This is a genomic window from Nitrospirillum bahiense (assembly GCF_007828025.1).
In the GTDB taxonomy this organism is placed as follows: domain Bacteria; phylum Pseudomonadota; class Alphaproteobacteria; order Azospirillales; family Azospirillaceae; genus Nitrospirillum; species Nitrospirillum amazonense.
This window is the reverse complement of sequence record NZ_VITO01000007.1, coordinates 37,438-63,033: the sequence shown is the minus strand read 5'-3', so window position 1 is coordinate 63,033 and position 25,596 is coordinate 37,438. Positions and strand designations below refer to the sequence as shown.

Below are 25,596 nucleotides of genomic sequence, written 5' to 3'. Positions count from 1 at the left end.
ACCGGCCCAATGGAATTTTTGCCTCCAACGGTACTGCCTATGGTACCATTCGTCGCATCACATAGGTTGAGTGGATCCTGGGATCAAGATGCGCGTCGTCTTCGATACCGATGTCATGGTCGCCGCTCTGGAAAGCGCCAGCGGTGCTTCGCATCAGTTGCTGCTGCGGGCTGGCCGGGGAGAGCTGCAACCGCTTCTATCGACCAGTCTTGTCCTGGAATACGAGGCTGTCCTAACGCGGCAGGCCTACCTGCAACGTACTGGCCTGACGGCGGAAGACATTCAGGCGGCATTGGATGACATGATTCGTCTGTGCCATAGGGTTTCTATCCAAATTCGATGGCGGCCCGCAGCCGGTGATCCAGATGACGACCATGTACTCGAGACAGCCTTGAACGGTCGCGCCGACGCCGTCGTGACGTTCAATCACCGCGACATGGCGAAAGCGGGAGAGCGATTTGGCCTACTTATTCTTAGACCTGGTGAATTGCTGAGGAGATTGAGATGACCAACGTGAATCTCCGCCTGCCCGACAGCACCCATGAAGCCGCCGTGAGGAAAGCTAAGCAGGAAGGTGAGTCCCTCAACGCCTTCATTGTGCGGGCGGTAACGGCCCAGTTGGCTTCAACCGGCGAAGCGGACCGCTACTTCGAATTGCGAGCTGGCAGGGCCAAGCCAGGCGCCTTGCTGGAAGTCCTGGGTAAGGTGCGGAACACCCTTCCGCGCGATGGTGACGAGGTGGCATGAGCCCTCGGCTCATCGCCCAAAGAATTCCTTCAGCCGCATCACCGCGCTGTCCAGGATGGCGTCCTGCTTGCTGAAGCAGAAGCGGATGAGGTGCGTGGGCGCCCCTTCCTCATAGAAGGCGCTGACCGGAATGGCGGCCACGCCGGCATCCGTCGTCAGGCGTCGGCAGAAATCGGCGTCGTCCTCGCCCCGGCGCAGGCCGCGCGCGCCGGTGATGTCGGCCACCACGAAATAGGTCCCTTCCGAGGGCAGAACGGGCAGGCCGGCGGAGACTAGGCCCGCAGCCAGACGGTCGCGCTTGGCCTCTAGCGCTGCCGCCAGCAGGCCAAAATAGGCGTCATCCTTGGCCAGGCCATAGGCCACGGCCGCCTGCAGGTTGGGCGGGGTGCTGAAGGTCAGGTACTGGTGCGCCTTGGCCACCGGCTGCAACAGGTCCGGAGCGGCCGTGACGTACCCCACCTTCCATCCCGTCAGCGAGAAGGTCTTGCCGGCGGATCCGATGCGCAGCGTGCGCCCGCGCATGCCGGGGAGGGTCATCAGCGGCACATGCCGGCGGCCGTCGAACACCAAGTGCTCATAGACCTCGTCGCACACGGCCAGGCAATCGTGGGCGATGACCTGGTCCGCCAGCAGCCGCAACTCCTCCGCCGACCAGACCTTGGCCGCCGGGTTCAGGGGGTTGTTCAGCACCACCAGCTTGGTGCGGGGGCTGAAGGCGGCGGCCAGTTCGTCCGGGTCCACGGTCCAGCCTGGCGGCTGCAGGCGCACGAAGCGGGGAATGCCGCCGGCCCGGCGGATGATGGGAACGTAGCTGTCGTAGAGCGGCTGGAACAGCACCACCTCGTCGCCCGGCTCGATCAGACCGAACAGGCAGGCGGCCAACGCCTCAGTCGCGCCGGAGGTCACCATCACCTCGCGCTCCCAATCCACGTCCAGGCCGTAGAAGCGCGCCGCGTGGGCCGCCACGGCCTGGCGCAGGGCCGGCAGGCCCATCATGGGCGGATACTGGTTGTTGCCCTCCAGCAGTGCGCGGGCCGCCACCTGCAGCACATCCTCCGCCCCCCGGTCGTCGGGGAAGCCCTGGCCCAGGTTGATGGCGTTGTGCGCGCCCGCCAGCCGCGACATGGCCTCGAAGATGGTCGTCCCGTATCCCGACAGGATAGCGTTACCCGATCGCACCGACGTTCCTCCCACTCTTCTCCGAGCCGCCTTCGCACGCCCCGCGCCCGGCTCCAGATTCAGCCCATGCGCGATGACCATGGTCCTGGTCAATCAAGGAATGGTCAAGGCGTTGAAAAGACAAAGGGCCGTAGCGTGGCATCCACGCTACGGCCCTTGCCTCGAACTTGGGAACTCAGGTCTTTCAGGCGTTGCCAGCCACGGTCACCGACGCCAGCTCGGCCTGGTCGTTGGCGGCGACGTCGTTGGCGGCGGCCAGCACCTTGGCGGGCACCCGAACCGGGGCGCGGTGGCGATGGCGCCAGGCGTCGAAGCGGCCGAACAGCGGACGCACCAGCCGGGGGGCGTGGTCGCGGGCGCGCACGTAATGGCGGCGGGCCGAGACAGAGCTGCGCAGCACCATCAGGCCGCCCACCGCCAGCAGCGGCGTGGAGACGGGCCCGGGTATGGGCAGCGACAGCACGCCCAGGCCCATGACCAGCCAGCCGGACGCCTGCAGCGCCGGACGGCGCAGGCGGGCGATCTCAACCCTGGGCAAGCTGGCAACGGTCAACATGGGGGATGGTCCCGGCGGAAGGTCGCGGCGTCGGATCGGCCGCGTGGTGAGTGATGACGGGAGATTTGGCCGAAATTGAGATGTAAGCTAGGCCCCCCTGGGGCAATGCCGATTTGTGTGCGTTGCAACCCGATTGGGTAAGCCAACGGCGCGGGCCCCGAAACAGGTCAAACCTAAAAGGAAAAAGGGCGGAACCCAAGGATTCCGCCCTTTTCCCCACGATGCCCCGGGGACCGAAACGACCGCCCCAAACCGCTTTACACCGCCGACGGCGTCCAGCGCAGGACTGGCTTGCGCGCTGCGGCAGTCTCATCCAGACGGCGCCGGGGGGTGTAGCGGGGGGCCGCCAGGAAGTGGGCGGCATCGCCCGCCTTGGCCTTGCCCGCCAGGTGCCGCATGGCGCCGACGAACTGGTCCAGCGTGGCCTTGGACTCGGTCTCCGTCGGCTCGATCAGGAAGGCGCCGTGCACGACCAGAGGGAAATACATGGTCATGGGATGGAAGCCTTCGTCGATCATCGCCTTGGCGAAGTCGAGGGTGGTGACGCCCGTGTCCTTCAGGAAGCGGTCGTCGAACAGGGCCTCATGCATGCAGTAGCCGTCGAACGGCACGCTCATCAGGTCCTGCAACCGCGCCTTCAGGTAGTTGGCGTTCAGCACGGCGTCGCTGGAGGCCTGGCGCAGGCCGTCGGCGCCGTGGCTCATGATATAGGCCAGGGCGCGGACGAACATGCCCATCTGGCCGTGGAAGGCCTTCATGCGGCCGAAGGGCTGGGCGCCCTGCTCCACCTCGCCCTCATGCTCCACCAAGCGGAAGCCGTCGGCCCCGTGCACCACGTAGGGCAGTGGGGCGTAGGGCGCCAGCGCGTCCGACAGGACCACCGGGCCGGAGCCCGGACCGCCACCGCCGTGCGGGGTGGAGAAGGTCTTGTGCAGGTTGATGTGCATGGCGTCCACGCCCAGGTCCGCCGGGCGCACCCGGCCGACGATGGCGTTGTAGTTGGCGCCGTCGCAGTAGAAATAGCCCCCGGCGGCATGCACCGCGTCCGCGATCTCCTTCACCTGGGGCTCGAACAGGCCGCAGGTGTTGGGGTTGGTCAGCATGATGCAGGCGACATCGGGGCCCAGCTTGGCCTTCACCGCCTCGACACTGACGCGGCCGTTGGCCTCGGCCGGGATGGCGTCCACGGTGAAGCCGCAGAAGGCCGCCGTGGCCGGGTTGGTGCCGTGCGCCGATTCCGGCACCAGCACGCGGGTGCGGCCGGCCTCGCCCCGGGCCTGCAGCGCGGCGCGGATGGCCATGAGGCCGCACAGCTCGCCATGGGCGCCGGCGGCGGGCGACATGGCCACGGCCGGCATGCCGGTCAGGGTCTTCAGCCAGTGGGCCAGCTGGTCGATCAGCTCCAAGGCGCCCTGGACGGTGGACTGCGGCTGCATCGGGTGGATGTCGCCGAAGCCCGGCAGGCGCGCCAGCTTCTCGTTCAGGCGGGGGTTGTGCTTCATGGTGCACGAGCCCAGCGGGTACATCGTGCTATCGATGCCCAGGTTCTTCTGACTGAGGCGCGTGTAATGGCGCACCACCGTCGGTTCCGACAGGCCGGGCAGGCCGATGCCCTCACGGGCCTTCAGACCGCCCAGGCGGCTGGCGACGGCCGGGACCGCCTCCAGGTCCACGCCGGTGACGCCGGGGTTATCCAGTTCGAAGATCAGCGGCTCTTCATGCACCAAGGCACGGTTGCCGGTGTAGGTGCCCACGTCGGTGGCCGCCGCCGACTCGACGTCGGGCGTGGTCTTGCGTCCTTGGGTGTTCATCACTGCTTGCCTCCCAGGGCCTGAACGAGGGCGTCCATGTCGTCTTCCGTGGTCGTCTCCGTCACCGCCACCAGCAGCAGGTCGGCGAGGTCCGCCTGACCGGGGTGGAGACGGGAGACGGGCACGCCGGCCAGGATGGGTTCCGCCGCCAGCCTGTCCACCAGGGCGGCGGCATCTCCCGCCACCTGCACGGTGAATTCGTTGAAGAAGCCCTGGTTCAGCACGGACAAGCCGGCCGCGGCCAGCTTGTCCGCCAACTGCACCGCCTTGGCGTGGTTCAACCGCGCCAGGCCGGTGAAGCCCACCTCGCCCAGCAGCGACAGGTGCATGGTGAAGGCCAGCGCGCAGAGGCCGGAGTTGGTGCAGATGTTGGAGGTGGCCTTCTCGCGGCGGATGTGCTGCTCACGCGTGGACAGGGTCAGCACGAAGCCGCGCTTGCCATCCGCGTCCACCGTCTCGCCGCACAGGCGGCCGGGCATCTGGCGCACGAACTTGTCGCGGGTGGCGAACAGGCCCAGGTAGGGCCCGCCGAAGTTCAGGCCGTTGCCGATGCTCTGGCCCTCGGCCACCACGATGTCGGCGCCCATGGAGCCGGGCGACGGCATCAGGCCCAGGCTCACCACCTCGGTCACCACCACGACCAGCAGGGCGCCCTTGGCGTGGCAGGCCTCGGCCAGCGCGGTCAGGTCGGCGACATGGCCGAACAGGGTGGGGTTCTGCACGACGACGCAGGACGTCTTGTCGTCGATGGCCGCCGCCAGGTCCTCGATCCCCTTCGGATCGGCCGGCAGGGTCACCAGGTCCACGCCCAGCACGCCGGTGGTGGTGGCGGTGACGTCGCGATAGTGCGGGTGCAGGCCACCCGACAGCACGGCACGGTTGCGGCGCGTGACGCGGTTGGCCATCAGCACCGCCTCGGCGCAGGCCGTGGCGCCGTCGTACATGGAGGCGTTGGCCACATCCATGCCGGTGATCAGCGCCACCTGGGTTTGGAACTCGAACAGGTATTGCAGGGTGCCTTGCGTCACCTCGGGCTGATAAGGCGTGTAGCTGGTGAGGAACTCACCACGCGTCAGCAGCTGGTCCACCGAGGCCGGGACATGATGGCGATAGGCGCCGGCGCCCAGGAAACTGGGGCAGCTGCCGGCGGGCACGTTGCGGGCGGCCAGTCGCGACAGGGCACGTTCCACCTGCAACTCGCCCTGGTGCGGGGCCAGGCCGGCGATGGGCTGATCCAAGTGGGCCGCCGCCGGGACGTCGCCGAACAGCGCATCCACCGACGGGGCGCCGATGGCCGCCAGCATCTCCTGCCGGTCGGCCTCGGTCAGGGGCAGATAGCGCATCAGTGCTGACCTTCCACGAAGGCGTCGTAGGCGGATTGGTCCATCAGGCCGTCCAGCTGGGCCGGGTTGGCCAGCGTCATCTTGAAGAACCAGCCGGCACCCTGCGGGTCGCTGTTGACCAGGGACGGGTCATCGACCACGGCCTGGTTGCCCTCGACCACCGTGCCGTCGACGGGGGCGAACACCTCGCTGGCGGCCTTCACCGATTCCACCACGGCGGCGTCCTTGCCCTTGGTCAGGGCGCGGCCGGCCTCGGGCACCTCGACGAACACCACGTCGCCCAGCTGGCTCTGGGCGAAGGTGGTGATGCCGACGGTGGCGACGTCGCCGTCGACGCTGATCCACTCATGGTCTTCGGTGAAACGGATGGTCATGGTTCTGCTCCTCGGGGGAAGGCGTTCATCAAGGAAAGGCGGGCATCAAGGAAAGGCGCGCCCGGCGCTGGCCGGGCCGCGCGATGGGGATCAGCCGCGGTAGTAGCGCTGCGGCACGAACGGCAGGCTGGCAACCTTGGCCGGCAGGGCCTTGCCGCGCACGATCAGCGACAGCGGCGTGCCCACCGCGGCGTTGGCGGCGGTGACATAGCCCATGGCGACGGGGGCGTTGGCGCTGGGGCCGAAGCCGCCGGAGGTGACCTCGCCCACCGCCTGGCCGTTGGCGTCCTGGATTTCGGTATGCTCACGCGCCGGCGCCCGGCCCTCGGGCTGGATGCCGACGCGGTAGCGCGCGGCGCCCTCGGCCAGCTGGCGGCGGACGATGGCGTCGCCGGGGTAGCCCCCCTCCTCCCGCCGGCGCTTGGAGATGGCCCAGGTCAGGCCGGCTTCCACGGGCGTGGTGGTGGTGTCGATGTCGTGGCCGTAGAGACAGAGCCCGGCCTCCAGGCGCAGGCTGTCGCGGGCGCCCAGGCCGATGGCCGCCACCTCGGGCTCCGCCAACAGCAGGCGGGCCACATCCTCGGTGCGGTCGGCATCGATGCCGATCTCATACCCGTCCTCGCCGGTGTAGCCGGAGCGGGCGATGGTCACGGGAATACCCTTCAGGCTGGCGGTCACCATGGACATGAAGGGCATGGTAGCGACCTCTGGCAGGAAGCGCGCCAGCACGGTGGCGGCCACGGGACCCTGCAGGGCCAGCAGGCCCCGGTCGTCGCCCAGGTATTCCACCTCGATGCCCGGCAGCCCCGCCGTCAGGTGCGCAATGTCCGGCACCTTGCAGGCGGCGTTCACCACCACGAACAGATGGTCGCCCCGGTTGGCGATCATCAGGTCGTCAAGGATGCCGCCCTGGTCGTTGGTGAAGAAGCTATAGCGAATGCGCCCTTCCTTCAGGGCCTTCAGCTCGCCGGGCACCAGCTTTTCCAGGGCATCGACGACACCGTCGCCACGCAGGATAACCTGGCCCATGTGCGACACGTCGAACAGGCCCGCCTGTTCCCGGGTGTGCAGATGCTCCTTCAGCACGCCCAGGGGGTACTGCACCGGCATGTCATAGCCGGCGAAGGGCACCATCTTGGCGCCCAGCTCGCGGTGCAGGGCGTTCAGGGGAGTAACAAGCAGGGGCGAATCGGTTTCACTGGACATAGGCGCTGGGACTCCCGGCGGACGAGTTCCTCCCGCGCGGACGGATTCCGTGCGGGCTCGCCCCCCTCTGTCCCGGACCCTGAGAGATTCACGGGGTGCCCAAATCCTGTCACCAGGAAGGTCCCGCTTACTCCGTCGGTGGGCTTGTGGCCTCGAACACCGGAAATCCACCCCAATAAGGGTGGCTCAGGCGTTGCTATGAGGCCGGGCCGCTTTCCAGATGCGCTTCTTTCTCGCGGTCCTTTTGCCTGAGAGTTTCCGGGGGCGGTTGCTCCTTCGGCGCCGGTCCAAGCGGGTAGCCCACAGGGGGCCGGTCTCTCCCGCGAGATGTCATCAGCTTCGCGAGCGCACCCTAATCCAACGGGCCCCAAAAAGTAAAGGCGGGCCGCTGCCCCGCGACCCGCCTTCCCCCTGGTGGTTCCCCGGCCCTGGCGCCCCTGCCCGGCCGGCCGAACCTTCACACCGTACTTCCTGCGCTTACTTCCCGGCCGGAACCGGCGGCACCGGCGGCTTGGAATTGAAGCGGATGTTGGCCTCCAGCTGCTCCGGGGACAGCTGGAAGCCCACCAGTACCTCGTAGTAACGGCCGTCGACTTCCGGGCTCAGCGGGATGAACTGGGTCAGCCGCTCCACCGAACCGCCGCTGCCGGTGCTGACATCCAGCGTGACGTTGTAGGTCTGCTTGGTCAGGATCTTGCGGTCGGCATCGGTGACGGCGACGAAATAGGTCAGCGGCAGCGGACCGCCGGTGTAGGCCGGCCCCGTGCTGGCGCCCACGCGCAGCTGCTCGGTCATGGTCACGCCCTTTTCGCTGTACTCGCAGCGGCCCTCGATGTTGGGCATCACGGCGGTGTAGCTCAGCTGGCCGTTGGCGCCGGGCACGCCCACCGACGAAGCGTCGCGCACGATGGCCACGGTCGGGCAACCCGGGCGGTAGCCGACATTCTTGTTGGCGCATGCCGCCAGCGACAGCATGAGAGGCATCCCCAAAAGCAGGGCCAGGCGGCCGCGGGTGCCTTTCCTGGTGGGCGAACCTATATTAGTGTCCGTGTGGATGTTCATTGAAGCGGGGCTCGTCTGGAGTTGGACGCCGGCCGGCGTCGGGGCCCCGCGACAATAGAGAAGCAGCCATACCGGCACAAGACATCGACTGCGCCGTCCCTATATTGAAGGGCGACGAGATTTAACGTAACGGCGCTGGCGATCCACAGACCCGCCGTTTTATGATCCGCCGCCATGATCGGCCCCGTACCCGGGGCTTACCGGAACCGAGTAGACCCAATCACCATGACCAAGCCGACGCTCAACATCCTCCTGGCTTCCCCGCGCGGTTTCTGCGCCGGTGTGGACCGCGCCATCCAGATCGTGGAGGTGGCGTTGCAGCGGTATGGCGCGCCGGTCTATGTGCGGCACGAGATCGTGCACAACCGCTTCGTCGTGCAGGGCCTGGAGGCCAAGGGCGCCATCTTCGTGGAGGAATTGGATGAGGTGCCGGATGGCCGCCCCGTCGTGTTCTCCGCCCACGGCGTGCCCAAGTCCATCCCGGCGGAGGCGGAAAGCCGGCAACTGCTGTATGTCGACGCCACCTGCCCTCTGGTGTCCAAGGTCCATCGCGAGGCGGAACGCCACTTCGCCGACGGCCGCCAGATCATCCTGATCGGCCATGCCGGCCACCCCGAGGTGGTGGGCACCATGGGGCAGCTGCCGCCGGGCGCGGTGCTGCTGGTGGAATCGGAAGAGGATGTGCGCACCGTCCAGGTGGACGACCCGCTGAACCTGGCCTTCGTCACCCAGACCACGCTGTCGGTGGACGACACGGTGCAGATCGTGGCCGCGCTGAAGGCCCGCTTCCCCGCCATCGCCGGGCCGCGCAAGGAAGACATCTGCTACGCCACCACCAACCGCCAGACGGCGGTGAAGGCCATCGCCGAGAAGGCGGACGCCATCCTGGTGCTGGGCGCGCCCAACAGCTCCAACTCCATGCGGCTGGTGGAGGTCGCGGCCAAGCACGGCTGCGTCAATTCCATGCTGGTGCAGCGGGCCACCCAGATCGACTGGTCCATGATGGACAAGGTCAAGGTGCTGGGCATCACCGCCGGCGCCTCGGCCCCGGACATCCTGGTGCAGGAGGTCATCGAGGCCTGCCGTGAGCGCTATGACGTCCAGATCGAGGAAGTCGTGACGGCGGTGGAAAACATCACCTTCAAGCTGCCGCGCGGCTTGGCGGCTGAATAAGTGTTCCTCAGGCGCCGGCGGGCCATCCGGCCCTTGGCTTGTCCTCCGTTTTGAGTCCGCTGCGCTCCCCGAAAACGTCCGGCGGCTGCGGTCGCAGCCTAGGGGCGGTAGTGCGGATGGAGTTCATGGCATGACCGTGCGCGCTCACATCCTGTTCGACACCGCCATCGGCGTTTGCGCGCTGGTATGGGGGCCGGATGGGATCGTGGGTGCCCAATTGCCGGAGGGCGGGCCCGAGCAGGCCGGGGCCCGGCTGGCACGGCGCTTCCCCGGCGCCATGGCGGCAGCGGAGCATGACCTGCCGCCCGTGATCAGCGAGGCCCGGGCCCGCATCCGGGCCCTGATGGCGGGGGAGGCGGTGGACATCGCCGACATTCCCCTCGACCTTGCCGGTCTCGATCCCTTCGCCCTTAAGGTTTATGCCGTGACCCGAGCCATTCCGCGCGGGGAGACACTGACCTACGGCACGGTTGCCGGCCGGATCGGCGCGCCGAAAGAGGCGGCGCGGGCAGTGGGCCAGGCGCTGGGCCACAACCCCATTCCCATCCTGATCCCCTGCCACCGCGTGCTGGCGGCAGGCGGCGGCACCGGCGGCTTTTCCGCCCGGGGCGGCATCGACACCAAGTTCCGCATCCTGGCCATCGAGCAGGCCAGGACGGAGGACGAGCCGCCCAGCCTGTTCGACCAGTTGCCCCTGGCCATCAAACCCCAAGCACTGAAAACGGGGCGCTGAAACCGGGGCCCTGAAGACAGGACGCTGAAAATGGAACCGGCCCCCGCCGCGCTTCCGGGCATCCCTGGCCTATTGGGCCGGGTTCCCGGGGCGGCGGGGGCCGGTCGGGACGGTCCCCCGCGAACCGTCCGATGCCGTCACCGGGCCGATGCGCTTACCAATGGGCGCGGTAGAAGCTGCGGCTGACGTAGATGTCCTCGCGGTCGGCGTATTCGCTGTCCAGCACCAGGGCCAAGACGCCGTAGACCACCAAGGTGGCGCCGAAGAAACAGAACAGGCTCAGCACCGTCAGGATGCGAATGAAGGTCGCCGGCAGGCCGGTGTAGCGCGCCAAGCCGGCGCAGACGCCGAACAGGACGGCGCGGCTGGGGTCCTTGGCCAGGCGATGGCGACGCATGGTGGCGGAAATACGCTGAAAGCTCCTCATAATCCCCTCTCCCGTGTTCATAAGGCGCGAGGTGCGCCGGTGTTCAGTGAAGCCAAGCGCCGGCGGGCGCTGCGGTCGTGCGGGTCGTCTCAAACTTGGCCTTGCGGGCGGGCTTAGCCTTGCGGGTTGGCGCGGGCGGCCACGCGGGCCTTCAGCGCCTCAAGCTCGGCGGTCACCTTGTCGTCGCCCAGGGCGTCGATCTCGGCGGCCAGGCCGCGCGGCTGGCGCCCCATCTCCATGACCTCGGCCTCGCTTTCCAGCAGGTCGATGTCGCGTTGCAGGGTGCCGTAATGGGACAGCGCCTCTTCCAGGCGGTTGTCGTGGATTTGGCTGCGCAAGCGCAGGCGGGCGGTGGCGCTGCGGTGGCGGGCCAGCAGGGCACCTTGGCGGCCGCGGGCATCGGCCAGCTTGGCCTCCAGCCGCGCCACGTCGTCGGCGCCCTTGGCCAGGCTGTCGCTAATGGCCTGGATCTCGCGCCGGATTGGGTCGGCGGCGTCGGCCAGCCGGGCCTTGGCCACCAGGGCGCCCCGGGCCAGATCCTCGCGGCCCTTGGTCACCGCCAGTTCGGCCTTGCGGTCCCATTCCAGCAGCTCGAACTCCACATCGCGGTAGCGGGCCTCCAGCTCCTTGCGGCGGGCCATGGAGCGCACGGCTTCCGCCCGCACCTCCACCAGCGTGTCCTCCATCTCCTGGATGACCAGGCCGATCAGGCGCTCCGGGTCTTCAGCCCGGTCCAACATGGCGTTCAGGTTGGCATCGATGATGTCGCCGAGGCGGGAAAACAGTCCCATGGCAGGCGTCCTTGAAATGAGGCGTTGGTGGCGGACGGGGGCGGTGACGGCGGGCGCTTAGAACAGGCTGGCCTTAAAACGCGCTGAGGATGGCGACCGACAGCAGGGCGGTCACGGCCAGCAGCGGCAGGTGCCGGATGGCGGCGGCCAGGCCCCGGGGGGCGTGGCCGGCGTGGGCGGTGAAGGTCCGGGTAGCGGCGGTCATGGTCAGGTCGGTCATTTCAATCTCCGTGAACGGAAGCTCGGTTGTCTCGGGGGCCGGTCGCCGGTGGCGGTGTCGGCCATGTCCCCTTGAAAGCAACCGCCGTGCCAGTTTCGGAGCGGAATGATAATTCATTGTTTTTGCTATATAAAATTTTCGGACGGCCATAGCGGACGGCAAAGGCGTGACAATTCTCGCCACTAAATCGCCGAACTCGCCACCAGCGCCATCTGTATCCTGGCGACGGGCCCGAAAAGGCGCGGTCCGCCCCGCCGCGACCATTGACCCCAGCCGGGAATCCCGCTACCTCGCAAGGCATGGCCGTCTATACCGAAGTCACCGATGAGGAACTGCGCGCGTTCATCGCCGATTACGCGATCGGCGAGGTGATCTCGTGCAAGGGCATCGCCGAGGGGGTGGAGAACTCCAACTACCTGCTGGTGACGACGGACGGGCCCTACATCCTCACCCTCTATGAAAAGCGGGTGAACCCGGCCGACCTGCCCTTCTTCCTGGGCTTGATGCGCCATCTGGCGGCGCGCGGCATCGTCTGTCCCCAGCCGGTGCCCGGCCGTGATGGCGAGGCCTTGCGCGTGCTGGCCGGCCGGCCGGCGGTGATCGTCACCTTCCTCACCGGCATGTGGCCCCGCCGCATCCTGCCGGAGCATTGCGCGGCCCTGGGCAAGGCCCTGGCCCAGTTGCACCTGGCCGGCGCCGACTACGCCACGCCCCGGCCCAACAGCCTGTCGCTGGACGGCTGGCGCGCCCTGGTGGCGGCGACGGCGGACGGGGCCGACGGCGTGAAGCCCGGCCTGAAGGCGGCTTTGGCGGATGAGCTGGCCGCCCTGGCGGCCCTGTGGCCCGGGCGGGACGGTCGCCCCAGCCTGCCGCAGGGCATCATCCATGCCGACCTGTTCCCGGATAACGTCTTCTTCCGGGACGGCGCCCTGTCCGGCCTGATCGATTTCTATTTCGCCTGCAGCGACATGCTGGCCTACGACCTGGCCATCTGCCTGAACGCCTGGTGTTTCGAGCCGGACGGCGCCTTCAACGTCACCAAGTCGCGCCTGCTGCTGGCCAATTACGCCAAAGTGCGGCCGCTGACGGCGGCGGAGGTGGCGGCCCTGCCCCTGCTGGCGCGGGGCAGCGCCCTGCGCTTCCTGCTGACCCGGCTATATGACTGGGTGAACACACCCGCCGGCGCGCTGGTGAAACGCAAGGACCCGCTGGAATACCTGCACAAGCTGCGCTTCCACCAGCAGGCCCGTGGCCTGGCCGACTACGGCTTGGCGCCGGAGGAACTGACGTGACCGACACCCCCGCCCACCCGAAGGTTCCCAGCCCGCGTGTGGAGATCTTCACCGACGGTGCCTGCAGCGGCAACCCCGGCCCTGGCGGCTGGGGCGCCATCCTGCGCTGGAATGGCACGGAGCGGGAGCTGAAGGGCGGGGAGCCCGACACCACCAACAACCGCATGGAACTGATGGCCGCCATCCAGGCGCTGGAAACGCTGAAGCGGCCGGTGAAGGTGGACCTGCACACCGACAGCCAGTACCTGCGCGACGGCATCACCAAGTGGATCCACGGCTGGCGGGCCAAGGGCTGGCTGACCGCCGACAAGAAGCCGGTGAAGAACGTGGATCTGTGGCAGCGGCTGTCCGCCCAGGCCGACAGGCACGAAGTGGTGTTCCACTGGGTGCGCGGCCATGCTGGCCATCCCGAGAACGAACGCGCCGACCAGCTGGCACGCGAGGGCCTGGCGGAGGCCAGGGCAAGATAGTTCGGTCGCCTCGAGCGCCGGCCCTGGGCGGCACGTCATGAAGAAGGCCCGCGCGGGTTGGGGAACCGGCGCGGGCCTTCTGGCGTTATCGTGCTGGTTTTACAAGTTCTTCAGCACCGCCTCGGCGCTGGACACCTCGAAAGCGCCCGGCTTTTCAACGTCCACCCGGGTCACGACGCCGTCATCGATGACCAGGGCGAAACGCTGGCTGCGGTGGCCCAGGTTGTAGGCGGTGCCGTCCATGGTGAGTCCGAGTTCACGGGTCAGCGTGCCGTTGCCGTCGGGCAGCATGAACACCGTGTCGCCCACGTCGTTGGCCTTGGCCCAGGCCTGCATTACGAAGGCATCGTTGACCGCGAGGCAGATGATGGCGTCGACGCCCTTGGCCTTCAGGGCCTCGGCGTTCTGGATGAAGCCGGGCAGGTGCTTGGCGGAGCAGGTGGGGGTGAAAGCGCCGGGCACGGCGAAGAGGACGACCTTCTTGCCCTTCAGCAGGGCGTCGGTGCTGGTCTCCTGCATGCCGGCTTCGGTCAGGTGCTTGACCGAAACGCTGGGGAAGGTATCGCCAACCTGGATGGTCATGGACTGGAACTCCCGTTGATGTTTGGCCTGGGATGTTTGGCCTGGAGCGTAAATGCCGGAGGTGCTGGATGGTTCAGGCCCTGTGGTTCTATGTCCCACCGGGCGGTATGGGCAAGGGAAACGGGTATCCACCCCTTGTCAGCCGGCGCCCGCGCGCAATATGACCAGAATAGGGATGTTTCCCCGCCCCCACGGGGGCGACGGAGCGATACGGCCATGCTACGCTGAAGGCATGGACAGGCAGTATGACAGCGTCGGCCACAGGGGCCGGCCCCGGTGGTCGCCCCTGGCGAAGGACCGGGTGACAAGGGAAGGCGCCGCCCATGAAGGACACCACCATCCGACGTTTCCTGACCGGGCAACTGCTGGTCGCCATGCCCGCCATGCCGGACGAGCGCTTCGCCCGTACCGTGATCTATGTCTGCGCCCATACCGACGACGGCGCCATGGGCCTGGTGATCAACCGGCTGTTCGACGGCATCGACGCCGGTGGCCTGCTGGAGCAGTTGGGCATCGACGGCGGTGATCCGGACGACCGGCTGCGCGTCCATTTCGGCGGGCCGGTGGAACCGGGCCGGGGCTTCGTGCTGCACAGCACCGATTATCAGCGCGAAGGGACGCTGCGGGTGGAGGATGAGGTGGCGCTGACCGCCACGGTCGACATCCTGCGCGCCATCACGGAAGGGCGCGGCCCCCGCCAGTGCTTGCTGGCCCTGGGCTACGCCGGCTGGGCGGCGGGGCAACTGGACCAGGAGATGCAGGCCAATGGCTGGCTGCACGTGCCGGCCGACGCCACCCTGCTGTTCGATGACGACATGGACACCAAGTGGGAACGGGCCATCGCCAAGCTGGGCGTCAGCCTGCCCATGCTGTCGGCCGAGGTGGGGCACGCCTGACGGCGCCCTTCATGCCTTGGGGCCGCCATCTTCACACCGCAGGATGGCCGGCATGACCTCGTTAGCCCTATCCCGTTGCGCACGCGCGACCACACTCTCAATGACGGTGCTGGTCCTTCCGCTGTCCGGCCACGCGGCTGAAGCCCCACAGCACCTGCGCCTGGGCTACGATGTCTATGTCGGCGGGCTGAAGATGGGGCGCATGACGCTGGAGACGGAGATCAAGGGCGAGGACTACCGCGTCACCGTGGCGGCAGAGGCCGGCGACATGCTGGCCCGTCTCATCAAGTGGTCCTATACCGCCGAGGCGGACGGGCACTTCGGCGGCGTCAACGGCGTCGCACCGCGCCACTTCCACAGCCTGCGCACCCTGCGGGACAAGAGCTGGGACGCGACGCTGAGCTATGCCGCCCCCTATGGCACACGCGACACGGCCGTGACCTTCACCCAGACGCCACCGCCCTCGCCCGACGACGCCACCGCCGTACCGGCGGACCAGCGCCCCGGCACCGTCGACCTGCTGAGCGCCGCCGTCGCCATCAGCCGCCATGCCGAGGGCGGCGACTGCGCCAGCCGCCTGCCCGTCTATGACGGCCGTCGCCGCTATGACGTGCTGATGGAAAGCCGGCCCCGCCGCCATATCGAAAAGTCGGACTATACGGTGTTCGACGGCGACGCCATCGGCTGTCACGTCGCCATCCTGCCGGTGGCGGGCTTCCAGCCGGCTGGGCGGGGCAGCCAGAACTTCTGGACCGCGGCGCCGGACGGCAAGCCGCGCGGCTTTGACCTGTGGATCGGCCGGCCGGTAGCAGGGGGCCCGGTGGTACCGGTGCGGCTGGAGGCGGGGGAACTGTTCTTCACCCACGTCATCGGCCATTTGGCCCAGGTTGACGTCTTGCCGCCATCGCCCTGAATCTCCTCCGTCAGGCGCGCCTGAGTCGGTCCTGCCCCCTTTCCCTTCCCGTGCAGGCGTCCCCTTTTCCAGCCCTGACCAGATGGTCAGGATAGGCCGAATGGGCGTCCCATCGGCCGCATGGACGCCCCGGCGCACATTTTGGTCTTAGATGACTGAAAACGTTTACGGCTTGGCAACCGTTCAGGGATTATATGAAACAAGGATGCGGGTGTACGATCGCAGGGGATCGTCTCCGCCACCGCGGTTGCCTCCACCCCTTTTTCAACACCACCTTTTGCGACAAGGTTCCGCCCGCTGTCCCACGCCGCCCCCCTTCTCGTTTCGGATCAACCAGCCATGGGCTGCGAGGCCGCCGAACGCCAGTACGCCGCCATTCCCGTCCGGGTGCAGGACGGGCAGCTGCAGGTGATGCTGATCACCTCGCGGGAGACGCGGCGCTGGGTGGTGCCCAAGGGCTGGCCGGAGAAGAAGCTGAACGCCCGCGGCGTCGCGGCGAACGAGGCGTTCGAAGAGGCGGGACTGGTCGGCACCATCCACAAGAAGCCGCTGGGCACCTTCCACTATTACAAGATCATGCCCACGGGCAAGCGCCTGCCCTGCGCCGTCGATGCCTATCTGTTCGAGGTGGAGCGGGAACTGGAGGACTGGCCGGAGAAAGGCCAGCGCGAACGCCGTTGGGTCAGCCCCTCGCAGGCGGCCCTGATGGTGGCCGAGGGCGGCCTGGTCAGCATCCTGCTGTCGCTGGCCAGCGTGGCGGTTAGCGACGAGGGCTGAGGTCCGGCCGCCCGAGTCTCGACCGCGCCTCGTTTTCATGCCTTGGGGCGTTCCTCTCCTTCGAACCGATGCGCTACACTTGTATTTTCACTTCCTGATGCACCGCTGACAGCCGGCGGCTCATAGCTCCACGCATTTAAATTTGCAAAAATGAATTAACAAATTAGCCGTTTGCTATATCGTCTCAGCCAAAACGTATAAGAGATGGGCTTTGAATCGATATGCCTGTTCCAGGTCACATTAACCTGAGTTCCACCGCGCGCCGACGAGCGCCAATTGCGTGCGCGCACCGGACTTATTTATGCCCGGTGCCGCCGGGTTAAGCCCCGCATTCCTCCGCAATCCATCTCCCCACCAGCGCGCATCCCGCCGCTGGGCCGATTCTTGACACTGAATTCATGTTTTCAGGAGCCTTTGCCGCCATGCGTACCGCCATCCCGACCCGTTCCAAAGCCCTTCTGCTCGGCGCTTCCGTCCTGGCGCTCGCCACCTCATGGCAACACCCGGCGCAGGCGGACATCAACGTTACGGGCACGTCTGCGGCCGTGACCATCACCTCGGGCAATCTGGCGAACAGCGGCACCATCAGCAGCAGCACGTTCATCGCGGCGGTCAACGCATCCGGCTCCGTGGGGACGATCGCCAACACCGGCACCATCAAATTGGTCGGCCCCTATGTCGGGCTGTCCGGCATTGGCATGACGATCCAGGGCGCGACGATCGCTGGCACCTATCAGCCCGCCACGATCGGCCTGCTGAGTAACGGCGCGGGCGCCACCATCCTGGGGGGTGCTTCCGGCATCCGGATCGACGGCGCCACGATCGGTACCATCGCGAACAGCGGCACCATCAAGACCTCTCCCTCCTACGGCTCGGGCGCGGCCATCAGCGGCGCGGCTCAGCTCTGGGCTGGTTCGGGCCTGCAGACCGTCACCATCGACACGTTGACCAACAATGCCGGCGGCGTGATCGGCGGCGGTATGGACTTCGCCGGCAGCACGATAGGCACCTTGGTCAACTCGGGCCTGATTATGGGGCAAGGCAGTTCTGGCGGCACCGCGATGATCGTTGGCAGCGCCACACTTTATTCGTCTTCGTTCAGTGGATCGATCTACACGTCACAGACGGTCGTGGCCCCCGGGGAAATCAGCACCATCATGAACAATGCCGGCGGCACCATCGCCGGCGACATTTTGGTCCGTGGGGGTAGCAGCACGATCGGAATTATCGACAATGCCGGCCTGATCACCGGCTCCATCACGGGGACGACGGCATCCATCGGCAGCCTTCACAATGAGGTCGGCGGCAGCTTGGCGGGTGTCACGCTCACCGGCAGCAGCATCGGCAGCTTCGTTAACAGCGGTACCATCGCCCCCGCCCCCAACAGCTATGTTTACGGCGGTGCTGTCAATCTGGGCGCGAGCAACGTTTACACTTGGTCCGGCACGACCATAACGCGCGGCACTATCGGAGCAATCGACAACCAGGCCGGCGCCACCATCGCCGGGGGCTTGTATGCGCAAGGGGCGACTGTCGGAACGTTCACCAACGCTGGTGGCATTGGTGGGGGCGTCAATCTCGGCGCCGCCACTATTTACGGCTCCAACACAACCGTCCTGCCCAGCAGCATCGGCACCATCAGCAACCAGGCCGGTGGCACCATCACGGGAGGCTTGGCCGCCACGGCGTCCTCCATCGGCACTTTCAACAACGCCGGCCTGATCAGCGGCGGCGTCAACCTGGGCGCCGCAAGCTCCTACACCTATTCCAGCAGCGGCACGGGCTATAGCTATATCTACGGCGCGGTGACCTCCACCATCGGCCAGTTGACCAACGCGGCCGGCGCCACGATCACCGGCGGCAGCGGCTTGTCGGCCATCGGTGCTTCCATCGGCACGCTCACCAACGCCGGCGTGATTCAGGGCAGCGTGAATCTCGGCGCGGCCAGCACCTCAACCTATAGCTCCAACGGGACAACGTATAGCAGTACGTATTCCAGTGTAGCATCCACCATCGGCACGCTGATCAACACGGCGAACGCCAGCATCACGGGTGGCGTCTACATCACCGGTACGGTGGGAACATTCGACAATGCGGGCCTGATCACCGGATCCATCACAGGGACGCAAGTATCCGTCGGCAGCCTCCGCAATGAGGTTGGTGGCAGCTTGGCGGGCGTCACGCTTACCGGCGGCGGCATCGGCAGCTTCGTTAACAGCGGCACCATCGCACCCGCACCCAACAGCTATGTTTATAATGGTGCCGTCAATCTGGGCGCGAGCAGCGTCTACAACGGGTCCACCACAACCGTCGTGGCCGGCAGCATCGGCACCATCGACAACCAAGCCGGCGCCACCATCGCCGGGGGCTTGTATGCGCAAGGGGTGACCATCGGAACGTTCACCAACGCCGGCGGCATCGGTGGGGGCGTCAATCTCGGTGCCTACAACAACTACGGGTCCAGTACGACCATTTTGCCCAGCAACATCGGCACCATCAACAACCAGGCCGGTGGCACCATCACGGGAGGCTTGGCCGCCACAGCGTCCTCCATCGGCGCCTTCAACAACGCCGGCCTGATCAGCGGCGGCGTCAACCTGGGCGCCGCAAGCTCCTACACCTATTCCAGCAGCGGCACGGGCTATAGCTATATCTACGGCGCGGTGACCTCCACCATCGGCCAGTTGACCAACGCGGCCGGCGCCACGATCACCGGCGGCAGTGGCCTGACGGCGACCGGCGCCTCCATAGGCACCCTTACCAACGCCGGCATGATCCAGGGCAGCGTGAATCTCGGCGGCGCCAGCACTTCCACCTTCAGTTCCAACGGGACGACGTACAGCAGCACGTATTCCAGCGTGGACTCCACCATCGGCACGCTGATCAACACGGCGAACGCCAGCATCACGGGTGGCGTCTACATCGGCGGCACGGTGGGAACGTTCGACAATGCCGGCATGATCGGCTCCATCGGCACCTACACCTACAACTCCTATGGCCTGAGCTTTGGCAGCAACTCCAAGGCCAGCGTCATCACGAACGAGGCCGGTGCCTCCCTCTCCGGTTTTGTCGGTCTAGGCCTGAGCGGTACGGACGTCGGAACGCTGAGCAACAGCGGCCTCATCCAGAGCCTGAACAACGCCGCCATCACCGGCGGCCTCAAGTCTTCTTACAACTCCGTGACGTCAAGCTATGAGTATTCGGCGGCCAGTATCGGCACTCTGTCGAATTCGGCCGGCGGCACCATTCAGGGTTATTACGGCGGCATCCAGTATCAGGGCACCATCGGCACGCTGATCAATGACGGCCTGATCGCCGCCACACAAGGCGGCAGCGGCATCTCAATCGCCGGGAACGGTGCCAGTGCGGGGATCGGCACGCTGATCAATGGCGTTCACGGCACTATCAGCGGCCTTTATTACTCGGGCGCCATTGCCGTTGCCGGAGCCACCATCGTGGGTCTGCAGAATGATGGTTTGGTAAGCGGCGGCACCTACGCCAACGCCATCTTGGTCTCCGGAAACTCATTTTACACGTACGACACTGTTCACGGCACCTATGGGACCACCTCCATCTCCGGACAGATCAACACCCTGACCAACAGCGCCTCCGGAACGATTACCGGCGCCACCGGGGTCCACGTGTCAGGAACCGGCCGTATCGGCACGCTCAGCAACGATGGGCTGATTCAAGGCTCCGCCAGTGGCGGCATCAAGATTGAGAGTTTCTATTCTGATAGCGGCCCCGTCACACCGGCTCTGGATACTCTGGTCAACGGGGTCACGGGCACCATTGCCGGGGGCTACGCGGGCGTCTTTGTCTCGTCGGGAACGCTGTCCACCTTGGTGAACCGCGGCTTGGTCACGGGCACGCAAGGGGCGATCGTGGCCAGCAACTTCGGGTCCTACTCCACCATCGCGCCCTCCATTGGCCAAATCACCAATCTCGGAACCCTGACCGCCACCGGCTCTACGCTAGCCTCCGTGATTTCGGGGACGGCCGCCATCTTAAGCGGTGTCGACGTCGGCACCCTTTCCAATAGCGGCCTGATTTCCGGGGCGATGGCCCTCTACGCGTTGAGCACGACGCTGAACAACAGCGTGGCGGTAGGCAGTGTCGGCCTGGTCGATAATCTGGCGGGCGGCTCCCTCATCGGCATGGGCTCTCAAGCGGCCGTCCTGCTTAACGCGCCGGTCGATACCCTGCGGAACGCTGGGCTGATCGCCGACCAGGGCACATCCACCCTCGCCTCCGCGGTCGCCGTGCTTAGCGGGACTCTTGGCACCCTGCTCAACCTGGCGGCTGGCACCATCGCCGCGCCGGGCGCCGCCCTGCAGGTCTCGGGCACCATCCGCGCCGTGGACAACGAAGGCATGATCCAGGGTGGCACCGCTGCGGTCAGCCTGAACCAAACTTCCAACTATTCCAGTACCACGGCCGCCCATTCTGGCAGCATTGGGACGCTCAGCAACAGCGGCGCCCTTAATGGTGGCCTGAATGGCGTTCAGGTGGCGGGCCGGATCGACGCACTGGCCAATAGCGGCACCATCACGGGTGGCACGGTTGCCGGCGTCCAGAACGTCGGCTCGGTTAAGTCTTCCACCATCACCTATAACTATCTGCCCAACAGCTTTAACTGGAACTACATCACCATCAGCACGGTGACCAGCCAAAGCGGCACCATCGCGGCGGTAACCAACCAAGGGGTGCTCAGCGGCGGCCAAAGCGGCATCATCAACGGCGTAACGGGGACGAGCACTCTTTCCACGGTGACATCCTCCCTCTTTCAGGGCCCACAGACGGTGACCAGTTCGGTGGTCAGCACCACCGGCCCCGTCGGTGGCACCATCGGCACGCTGATGAACAGCGGCACCATCCTGGGCACGACGGTCGCCGGTATCGACAATGGCGCCGCCAACGCCGTCATCGGCACCCTGGTCAACAGCGGCCTGATCCAGGGCGGCCAGACGGGCATCATCAACGCCGGCACCATCGGCACCCTGACCAACAGCGGCACCATCACCGGCGCCATGGCGGCCATCCGCGACAGCGGCGCGCTGGGCCCGGTCACCAACACCGGCGTCATCGCCGGCGACATCGTCCACACCGCCGCATCCGACCTGTCCATCACCGGCGGCAGCGGCACGGTGTTCGGCACCCTGACGGGCGTCAACGGCGCCCATGGCACCCTGGCCAGCACGGCCGGCAATGTGACGCTGGCCGGCAACCTCGTGCTGAACGACAGCGTCAGCATCACCGGCCACACCTTGGTGGAGAATGGCGGCAGCCTTGTGCTGGCGGCCCCCACCACCATCACCGGCAACTATGCCCAGGCGGGCGGCACGCTGACGGCCTTGGAGGCCGGCGGCACCGTGGGCGGGCTGCAGGTCAGCGGCAGCGCCAGCATCAGCGGCGCCACCGTGGTGCTGACCTCGCAATACGCCTACGGCCTGACCAGCGGCGCCAGCTACACCATCGTGGCGGCCGGCGACGCCGCGTCCAGCTATGCCAGCGTGACCGCGCTGGCCCCGGGCTACGATTCCACCACCGTCACCAGCACGGTGGTGGGCGGCCAGACCGACCTGATCATCAGCGTGGGCCACAGCAGCCTGTCGGCCGGCGGTACGGCCACCATCGCCGGCGGCGACGGGACCCTAGACCAGATGACGGGTGGCACCCTGGCCATTACCGGCGGCACGCCCACGGTGGGGTCCATCGCCGGCGGCACGCTGACCCAGACCAGCGGTTCGGCCAGCCTGGGCATCGTCACGGGCGGAACCATCACGCTGGCCGGTGGCGGCGCCACCCTGGGCACCATCGCCGGCGGCACGCTGACCCAGACCAGCGGTTCGGTCAGCCTGGGCACCGTCACGGGCGGCACACTGACCCAGACCAGCGGTTCGGCCAGCCTGGGCACCGTCACGGGCGGAACCATCACGCTGGCCGGTGGCGGCGCCACCCTAGGCACCATCAGCGGCGGCACACTGACCCAAGGCGCCGGGTCCACCATCGCCGGCACCACGGCGGTGCAGGTCCAGGGCGGCAGCCTGAACCTGGGCGGCACGGTTCAAGCACCCCTGGCCGTCACCGGCGGCCTGGTGGCGTTGAACGGCAGCGCCTCCGGCCCCGTCACCGTGGGCAGCGGCGGCACCCTGCGCGGGTCCGGCGTCATCACCGGGGCGGCCACCGTGGCCGGGGTGCTGCGCCCCGGCAATTCGCCCGGCACGCTGACCTTCACCGATGGGCTGACGCAAGCGGCGAAGTCGGTGCTGTCCATCGACATCGACGGCACGGGCACCGGCAAGGGCGCCGGCAACTACTCCCGCGTCCTGGTGACGGGCGGCAGCTACGTCATCGGCTCCGGCGCCGTGCTGCAGCCCAACCTGCGCGGCATGACGGGCAGCGCCAGCAACACCTACACCCCGGGCCTGGGCACGGACTTCAATATCGTCCAAGCGGCGGGTGGCGTCTCCGGCACCTTCGCCGGCATCACCCAACCCAGCAGCGGGCTGCTGGCCGGCACGCAGTTCACGGCGCTGTACGGCAGCAACGCCGTCGACCTGTACGTCACCCCCACCTACGGCAACTTGGCCAGCCTGGGGGCCAGCGCCAACCAGCAGACCATGGGCCGCGTCGTGGCGGGCCTGAGCAGCACCGGCAACGCCGACCTCAACACCGTGCTGAAGGCCCTCTACGGCCTGCCCACGGTGGGGGCGTCGCTGGATGCCCTGGCCCAGATCGGCGGCAGCAGCCAGGCGAACATCGTCGCCTACAGCCTGAACCGGGGCCTGGCCGCCACCCAGGTGCTGGGCCAGCGCCTGGCCGCGGTGCGCGATGGCGTGGCGGGCGGCATGCAGGGCACGATGCAGGCGCAGCTGGTCGGCCGCACGCTGTACACCAGCATGGCCAGCAGCGGTGACGCCCTGCCGGTGGAGGATGAGCGCGGTGTGGCCGCCGGCTCGGCGCCGGAGGAGGGCTGGCACTTCTGGGCCCAGGGCCTGGGGGCGTTTACCCGGGTGGACAGCGACGGCAACGCCGCCGGCGGGCATAGCAACACCGGCGGCGGCCTGTTCGGCGGCGACCGCACGGTGGCGCCGGGCGTGACCCTGGGCCTGGCCGGCGTGCTACTACAGAGCACCTCGGGCGGGTCCAATGAGACCAGCAGCTACGGCCTGTCGGCCTACGGCAACGTGGATCTCGGCGACGGCCTCTTCGTCACCGGCAACGCCGGCTACACCTACGACCAGTACGACACCGCGCGGACCATGGGCTTCGGCGGCCTCAGCCGCACGGCCTTCGGCCACACCAAGGGTGACGAGCTGAGCGCCGGTGTCACGGCCGGCTATCGGGTGCGGGTGTCCAACCTGACCTTGGAGCCGCAGGCCGGCATCCAGTGGCTGAAGGTGGGCCGCGACGGCTTCACCGAGACGGGCGCCGGCGCCTTGAACCTGGTGCTGCAGGACCTGGACGCCACGGCCCTGCAGAGCAGCCTGGGCGGCCGCGCCTCGGCCAGCTGGAAGACGGATGGCGGCACGGTGATCACCCCGGCGCTGCGGGCGGCCTGGCTGCACGACTTCCGCGACCGGGCCCTAACCAGCCAGGCTGCCCTGGCGGGCACCACCTTCGCCGTGACCGGCCCCGACACCGGCGCCAACGCGCTGGGCATCGGCGGCGGGCTGACCCTGCAGGAAGGCAACAACCTGAACCTCTACGCCAACTACGACGGCACGCTCCGCCGGCATGAGACCGACCACGTCTTCACCGCCGGCTTCCGCCTCAGCTGGTAAGACGGGTCCCAGGCTCACATGTGACAACGGCCCGGGTGACATCCACCCGGGCCGTTGCCATATCCTGGGGGCACAATGGCGAGGGAAACAGGCATGAGCGAGGCGTTCGTCTGCAGTGTTTGCGGCCAGACTCACGAGGGTCTGCCCACCCAGTGGGCCTGGAAGCTGCCTGACGCGGTCTGGGCCATTCCCGAGGGCGACCGCGAGAGCGCCGCCGATTTCACCGAGGACGTCTGCGCCTACGACGGGCGCTTCTTCATCCGCTGCGTCCTGCCCATCCCCTTCACCCACCAGGCGGACTTCTTCGGCTGGGGCGTGTGGGCGGAGGTGGGGCGGTCCACCTTCCTGCGCTATCTGGATTTATACGAGACGGACGGCAGTACGGAACCGCCGCTGCCCGGCACGCTGGCCAACGTCATCGACCTCTACGGCGCGCCACAGGGACATCCGGTGCTGATCCAGTTCGGTACCGCCAGCGAGCGGCCCATGCTGCGCCTGACCAACGACGACATATCGCCGCTGGCGCGGGAACAGCGGGCGGGCATGGGCGCCGACCGCCACCATGAGATCCTGAAGGCGCTGGGGGCCCTCTGACTGGGCCTCTGACTGGAAAGTGCTAACCGCGCCAGTCGTCGCGCAGGATGCCGTACAGCACATGGTCGGCCCAGCGGCCGTCGATGCGCAGATAGCCCCGGGCATAGCCCTCGCGCACGAAGCCCACCTTTTCCAGCAGGCCCTGGCTGGGCTGGTTGGTGGGCAGGCAGGCGGCCTCCACCCGGTGCAGGCCCAGCTGGCCGAAGGCGAAGCCCAGGCTGGCCTTGGCTGCCTCGCTGGTATAGCCACGCCGGGCGTAGGGCTTGCCCACCCAATAGCCCATGGTGGCCATCTGGGCCACGCCCCGGCGCACATTGGACAGGCCGATGCCGCCCACCAGCCGGTCGCTGGAGCGCTCGAAGATCAGGAAGCTGTAGGCTTCGTCATTGCGCCATTCCGCCGTGTGCCGGCGCACCCGCCGCAGGAAGGAGGAGCGCAACAGGGCGTCCGCCGGCCAAGTGGGTTCCCACGGGGCCAGAAAGTCCCGGCTGCGCTCGCGCAGGTCGGCCCATTCCCGCCAATCCTTGACCTGGGCCGGGCGCAGGTAGACCTGCGGCCCGTCCAGGCGGATGGCCGGTGTGCTCAGGATATCGGCATGTAACAGCCGTATCACCGCCGCAAGCCCCTCCCTACCCCCATCACCGCCGCCCCATCCTTACCGGC

The 25,596-nt window shown here is 67.4% G+C and carries 23 protein-coding genes and 1 riboswitch; of the genes, 11 read left to right on the top strand and 12 right to left on the bottom strand.

Features of this window, described 5'->3' with window-relative positions; all coding sequences use genetic code 11:
* Window positions 1-88 precede the first annotated feature (88 nt).
* Complete coding sequence (locus FBZ88_RS11935; protein ID WP_088871936.1) at window positions 89-508, top strand: putative toxin-antitoxin system toxin component, PIN family; 420 nt, start codon at window positions 89-91, stop codon at window positions 506-508.
* The gene (locus FBZ88_RS11930; protein WP_088871937.1) at window positions 505-747 is read left to right on the top strand and encodes a YlcI/YnfO family protein; all 243 of its coding nucleotides are present in this window, start codon (window positions 505-507) and stop codon (window positions 745-747) included. Before FBZ88_RS11935 ends, FBZ88_RS11930 begins: the two co-directional genes overlap by 4 nt.
* A 9-nt stretch (window positions 748-756) precedes the next feature.
* Here the strand turns inward: FBZ88_RS11930 and FBZ88_RS11925 are convergent, their stop codons facing one another.
* The 7 genes from FBZ88_RS11925 to FBZ88_RS11895 all read right to left on the bottom strand — a co-directional run bounded on the left by FBZ88_RS11925 (window position 757) and on the right by FBZ88_RS11895 (window position 8,191).
* Window positions 757-1,926, bottom strand: coding sequence for an aminotransferase (locus FBZ88_RS11925; protein ID WP_145617091.1), 1,170 nt, complete (start codon window positions 1,924-1,926; stop codon window positions 757-759).
* Window positions 1,927-2,110: 184 nt separating this feature from the next.
* Complete coding sequence (locus tag FBZ88_RS11920) at window positions 2,111-2,482, bottom strand: hypothetical protein (RefSeq protein ID WP_145617090.1); 372 nt, start codon at window positions 2,480-2,482, stop codon at window positions 2,111-2,113.
* 257 nt (window positions 2,483-2,739) lie between these two features.
* Complete coding sequence (gene gcvPB / locus FBZ88_RS11915) at window positions 2,740-4,293, bottom strand: aminomethyl-transferring glycine dehydrogenase subunit GcvPB (RefSeq protein WP_145617088.1); 1,554 nt, start codon at window positions 4,291-4,293, stop codon at window positions 2,740-2,742.
* Complete coding sequence (gene gcvPA, locus FBZ88_RS11910; protein ID WP_145617086.1) at window positions 4,293-5,636, bottom strand: aminomethyl-transferring glycine dehydrogenase subunit GcvPA; 1,344 nt, start codon at window positions 5,634-5,636, stop codon at window positions 4,293-4,295. Before gcvPA ends, gcvPB begins: the two co-directional genes overlap by 1 nt.
* Window positions 5,636-6,010 carry a glycine cleavage system protein GcvH gene (gene gcvH / locus FBZ88_RS11905; protein WP_145617084.1) on the bottom strand — a complete coding sequence of 125 codons (375 nt, stop codon included), beginning with the start codon at window positions 6,008-6,010 and terminating at the stop codon, window positions 5,636-5,638. The genes gcvPA and gcvH overlap by 1 nt, the downstream gene beginning before the upstream one ends.
* 90 nt (window positions 6,011-6,100) lie before the next feature.
* Window positions 6,101-7,216, bottom strand: coding sequence for a glycine cleavage system aminomethyltransferase GcvT (gene gcvT / locus FBZ88_RS11900; protein ID WP_145617082.1), 1,116 nt, complete (start codon window positions 7,214-7,216; stop codon window positions 6,101-6,103).
* A gap of 226 nt (window positions 7,217-7,442) precedes the next feature.
* A riboswitch (glycine riboswitch) is annotated at window positions 7,443-7,549 on the bottom strand.
* 144 nt (window positions 7,550-7,693) lie between these two features.
* On the bottom strand, window positions 7,694-8,191 hold the full coding sequence (locus FBZ88_RS11895; RefSeq protein ID WP_145617080.1) for a hypothetical protein: 498 nt from the start codon (window positions 8,189-8,191) through the stop codon (window positions 7,694-7,696).
* A gap of 312 nt (window positions 8,192-8,503) precedes the next feature.
* On the opposite strand from FBZ88_RS11895, the gene ispH reads away from it, so the two are divergent.
* Together ispH and FBZ88_RS11885 are read left to right on the top strand one after the other, a co-directional pair.
* Window positions 8,504-9,451, top strand: a complete 948-nt coding sequence (gene ispH, locus FBZ88_RS11890; protein WP_004272219.1) for a 4-hydroxy-3-methylbut-2-enyl diphosphate reductase — start codon at window positions 8,504-8,506, stop codon at window positions 9,449-9,451.
* A 130-nt stretch (window positions 9,452-9,581) separates the two neighbouring features.
* Window positions 9,582-10,184 carry a methylated-DNA--[protein]-cysteine S-methyltransferase gene (locus FBZ88_RS11885; RefSeq protein WP_145617078.1) on the top strand — a complete coding sequence of 201 codons (603 nt, stop codon included), beginning with the start codon at window positions 9,582-9,584 and terminating at the stop codon, window positions 10,182-10,184.
* 154 nt (window positions 10,185-10,338) lie between these two features.
* On the opposite strand, the gene FBZ88_RS11880 is transcribed toward FBZ88_RS11885, so the two are convergent.
* From FBZ88_RS11880 to FBZ88_RS30195, 3 genes are all read right to left on the bottom strand, one after another.
* On the bottom strand, window positions 10,339-10,611 hold the full coding sequence (locus FBZ88_RS11880; protein WP_081486478.1) for a PspC domain-containing protein: 273 nt from the start codon (window positions 10,609-10,611) through the stop codon (window positions 10,339-10,341).
* 113 nt (window positions 10,612-10,724) lie between these two features.
* Window positions 10,725-11,402 (bottom strand): PspA/IM30 family protein, encoded by a 678-nt coding sequence (locus FBZ88_RS11875; protein ID WP_145617076.1) that lies wholly within the window; start codon window positions 11,400-11,402, stop codon window positions 10,725-10,727.
* 73 nt (window positions 11,403-11,475) lie between these two features.
* A complete protein-coding gene (locus tag FBZ88_RS30195; protein ID WP_186464355.1) occupies window positions 11,476-11,622 on the bottom strand; it encodes a hypothetical protein in 147 nt (48 codons plus the stop codon).
* A gap of 299 nt (window positions 11,623-11,921) precedes the next feature.
* Here FBZ88_RS30195 and FBZ88_RS11870 point away from each other — a divergent pair, with 299 nt between their 5' ends.
* Window positions 11,922-12,914 (top strand): homoserine kinase, encoded by a 993-nt coding sequence (locus tag FBZ88_RS11870; RefSeq protein WP_145617074.1) that lies wholly within the window; start codon window positions 11,922-11,924, stop codon window positions 12,912-12,914.
* On the top strand, window positions 12,911-13,384 hold the full coding sequence (gene rnhA / locus FBZ88_RS11865) for a ribonuclease HI (RefSeq protein ID WP_145617072.1): 474 nt from the start codon (window positions 12,911-12,913) through the stop codon (window positions 13,382-13,384). The genes FBZ88_RS11870 and rnhA overlap by 4 nt, the downstream gene beginning before the upstream one ends.
* Before the next feature lie 99 nt (window positions 13,385-13,483).
* Here the strand turns inward: rnhA and FBZ88_RS11860 are convergent, their stop codons facing one another.
* The gene (locus FBZ88_RS11860) at window positions 13,484-13,966 is read right to left on the bottom strand and encodes a peroxiredoxin (RefSeq protein ID WP_145617070.1); all 483 of its coding nucleotides are present in this window, start codon (window positions 13,964-13,966) and stop codon (window positions 13,484-13,486) included.
* 323 nt (window positions 13,967-14,289) lie between these two features.
* Here FBZ88_RS11860 and FBZ88_RS11855 point away from each other — a divergent pair, with 323 nt between their 5' ends.
* The 5 genes from FBZ88_RS11855 to FBZ88_RS11835 all read left to right on the top strand — a co-directional run bounded on the left by FBZ88_RS11855 (window position 14,290) and on the right by FBZ88_RS11835 (window position 24,933).
* Window positions 14,290-14,862 (top strand): YqgE/AlgH family protein, encoded by a 573-nt coding sequence (locus FBZ88_RS11855; protein ID WP_145617068.1) that lies wholly within the window; start codon window positions 14,290-14,292, stop codon window positions 14,860-14,862.
* A 52-nt stretch (window positions 14,863-14,914) separates the two neighbouring features.
* On the top strand, window positions 14,915-15,775 hold the full coding sequence (locus FBZ88_RS11850) for a DUF3108 domain-containing protein (RefSeq protein WP_186464354.1): 861 nt from the start codon (window positions 14,915-14,917) through the stop codon (window positions 15,773-15,775).
* Window positions 15,776-16,114: 339 nt separating this feature from the next.
* Entirely contained in the window at window positions 16,115-16,552 is a 438-nt protein-coding gene (locus FBZ88_RS11845; RefSeq protein ID WP_145617065.1) for an NUDIX hydrolase, read from the top strand.
* Window positions 16,553-16,974: 422 nt separating this feature from the next.
* Window positions 16,975-24,339 (top strand): hypothetical protein, encoded by a 7,365-nt coding sequence (locus FBZ88_RS11840; RefSeq protein ID WP_145617063.1) that lies wholly within the window; start codon window positions 16,975-16,977, stop codon window positions 24,337-24,339.
* 93 nt (window positions 24,340-24,432) lie between these two features.
* The gene (locus tag FBZ88_RS11835) at window positions 24,433-24,933 is read left to right on the top strand and encodes a DUF2199 domain-containing protein (protein WP_145617061.1); all 501 of its coding nucleotides are present in this window, start codon (window positions 24,433-24,435) and stop codon (window positions 24,931-24,933) included.
* A gap of 22 nt (window positions 24,934-24,955) precedes the next feature.
* On the opposite strand, the gene FBZ88_RS11830 is transcribed toward FBZ88_RS11835, so the two are convergent.
* On the bottom strand, window positions 24,956-25,546 hold the full coding sequence (locus FBZ88_RS11830; protein ID WP_004272455.1) for a GNAT family N-acetyltransferase: 591 nt from the start codon (window positions 25,544-25,546) through the stop codon (window positions 24,956-24,958).
* Window positions 25,547-25,596: the final 50 nt, after the last annotated feature.

Bases quoted from the DNA above. Each gene is read 5' to 3' on its own strand.
- FBZ88_RS11845 (WP_145617065.1), top strand. From the start codon at position 16,115: ATGGGCTGCGAGGCCGCCGAACGCCAGTACGCCGCCATTCCCGTCCGG.
- FBZ88_RS11895 (WP_145617080.1), bottom strand. From the start codon at position 8,191: ATGCTGTCGCTGGCGGCATGCGCCAACAAGAATGTCGGCTACCGCCCG.
- FBZ88_RS11875 (WP_145617076.1), bottom strand. From the start codon at position 11,402: ATGGGACTGTTTTCCCGCCTCGGCGACATCATCGATGCCAACCTGAAC.
- FBZ88_RS11880 (WP_081486478.1), bottom strand. From the start codon at position 10,611: ATGAGGAGCTTTCAGCGTATTTCCGCCACCATGCGTCGCCATCGCCTG.
- gcvT (WP_145617082.1), bottom strand. From the start codon at position 7,216: ATGTCCAGTGAAACCGATTCGCCCCTGCTTGTTACTCCCCTGAACGCC.
- gcvPB (WP_145617088.1), bottom strand. From the start codon at position 4,293: ATGAACACCCAAGGACGCAAGACCACGCCCGACGTCGAGTCGGCGGCG.
- FBZ88_RS11835 (WP_145617061.1), top strand. From the start codon at position 24,433: ATGAGCGAGGCGTTCGTCTGCAGTGTTTGCGGCCAGACTCACGAGGGT.
- FBZ88_RS11850 (WP_186464354.1), top strand. From the start codon at position 14,915: ATGACCTCGTTAGCCCTATCCCGTTGCGCACGCGCGACCACACTCTCA.
- gcvPA (WP_145617086.1), bottom strand. From the start codon at position 5,636: ATGCGCTATCTGCCCCTGACCGAGGCCGACCGGCAGGAGATGCTGGCG.
- FBZ88_RS11920 (WP_145617090.1), bottom strand. From the start codon at position 2,482: ATGTTGACCGTTGCCAGCTTGCCCAGGGTTGAGATCGCCCGCCTGCGC.
- FBZ88_RS11860 (WP_145617070.1), bottom strand. From the start codon at position 13,966: ATGACCATCCAGGTTGGCGATACCTTCCCCAGCGTTTCGGTCAAGCAC.
- ispH (WP_004272219.1), top strand. From the start codon at position 8,504: ATGACCAAGCCGACGCTCAACATCCTCCTGGCTTCCCCGCGCGGTTTC.
- FBZ88_RS11935 (WP_088871936.1), top strand. From the start codon at position 89: ATGCGCGTCGTCTTCGATACCGATGTCATGGTCGCCGCTCTGGAAAGC.
- FBZ88_RS11855 (WP_145617068.1), top strand. From the start codon at position 14,290: ATGAAGGACACCACCATCCGACGTTTCCTGACCGGGCAACTGCTGGTC.
- gcvH (WP_145617084.1), bottom strand. From the start codon at position 6,010: ATGACCATCCGTTTCACCGAAGACCATGAGTGGATCAGCGTCGACGGC.
- FBZ88_RS30195 (WP_186464355.1), bottom strand. From the start codon at position 11,622: ATGACCGACCTGACCATGACCGCCGCTACCCGGACCTTCACCGCCCAC.
- FBZ88_RS11930 (WP_088871937.1), top strand. From the start codon at position 505: ATGACCAACGTGAATCTCCGCCTGCCCGACAGCACCCATGAAGCCGCC.
- FBZ88_RS11885 (WP_145617078.1), top strand. From the start codon at position 9,582: ATGACCGTGCGCGCTCACATCCTGTTCGACACCGCCATCGGCGTTTGC.
- FBZ88_RS11840 (WP_145617063.1), top strand. From the start codon at position 16,975: ATGCGTACCGCCATCCCGACCCGTTCCAAAGCCCTTCTGCTCGGCGCT.
- FBZ88_RS11870 (WP_145617074.1), top strand. From the start codon at position 11,922: ATGGCCGTCTATACCGAAGTCACCGATGAGGAACTGCGCGCGTTCATC.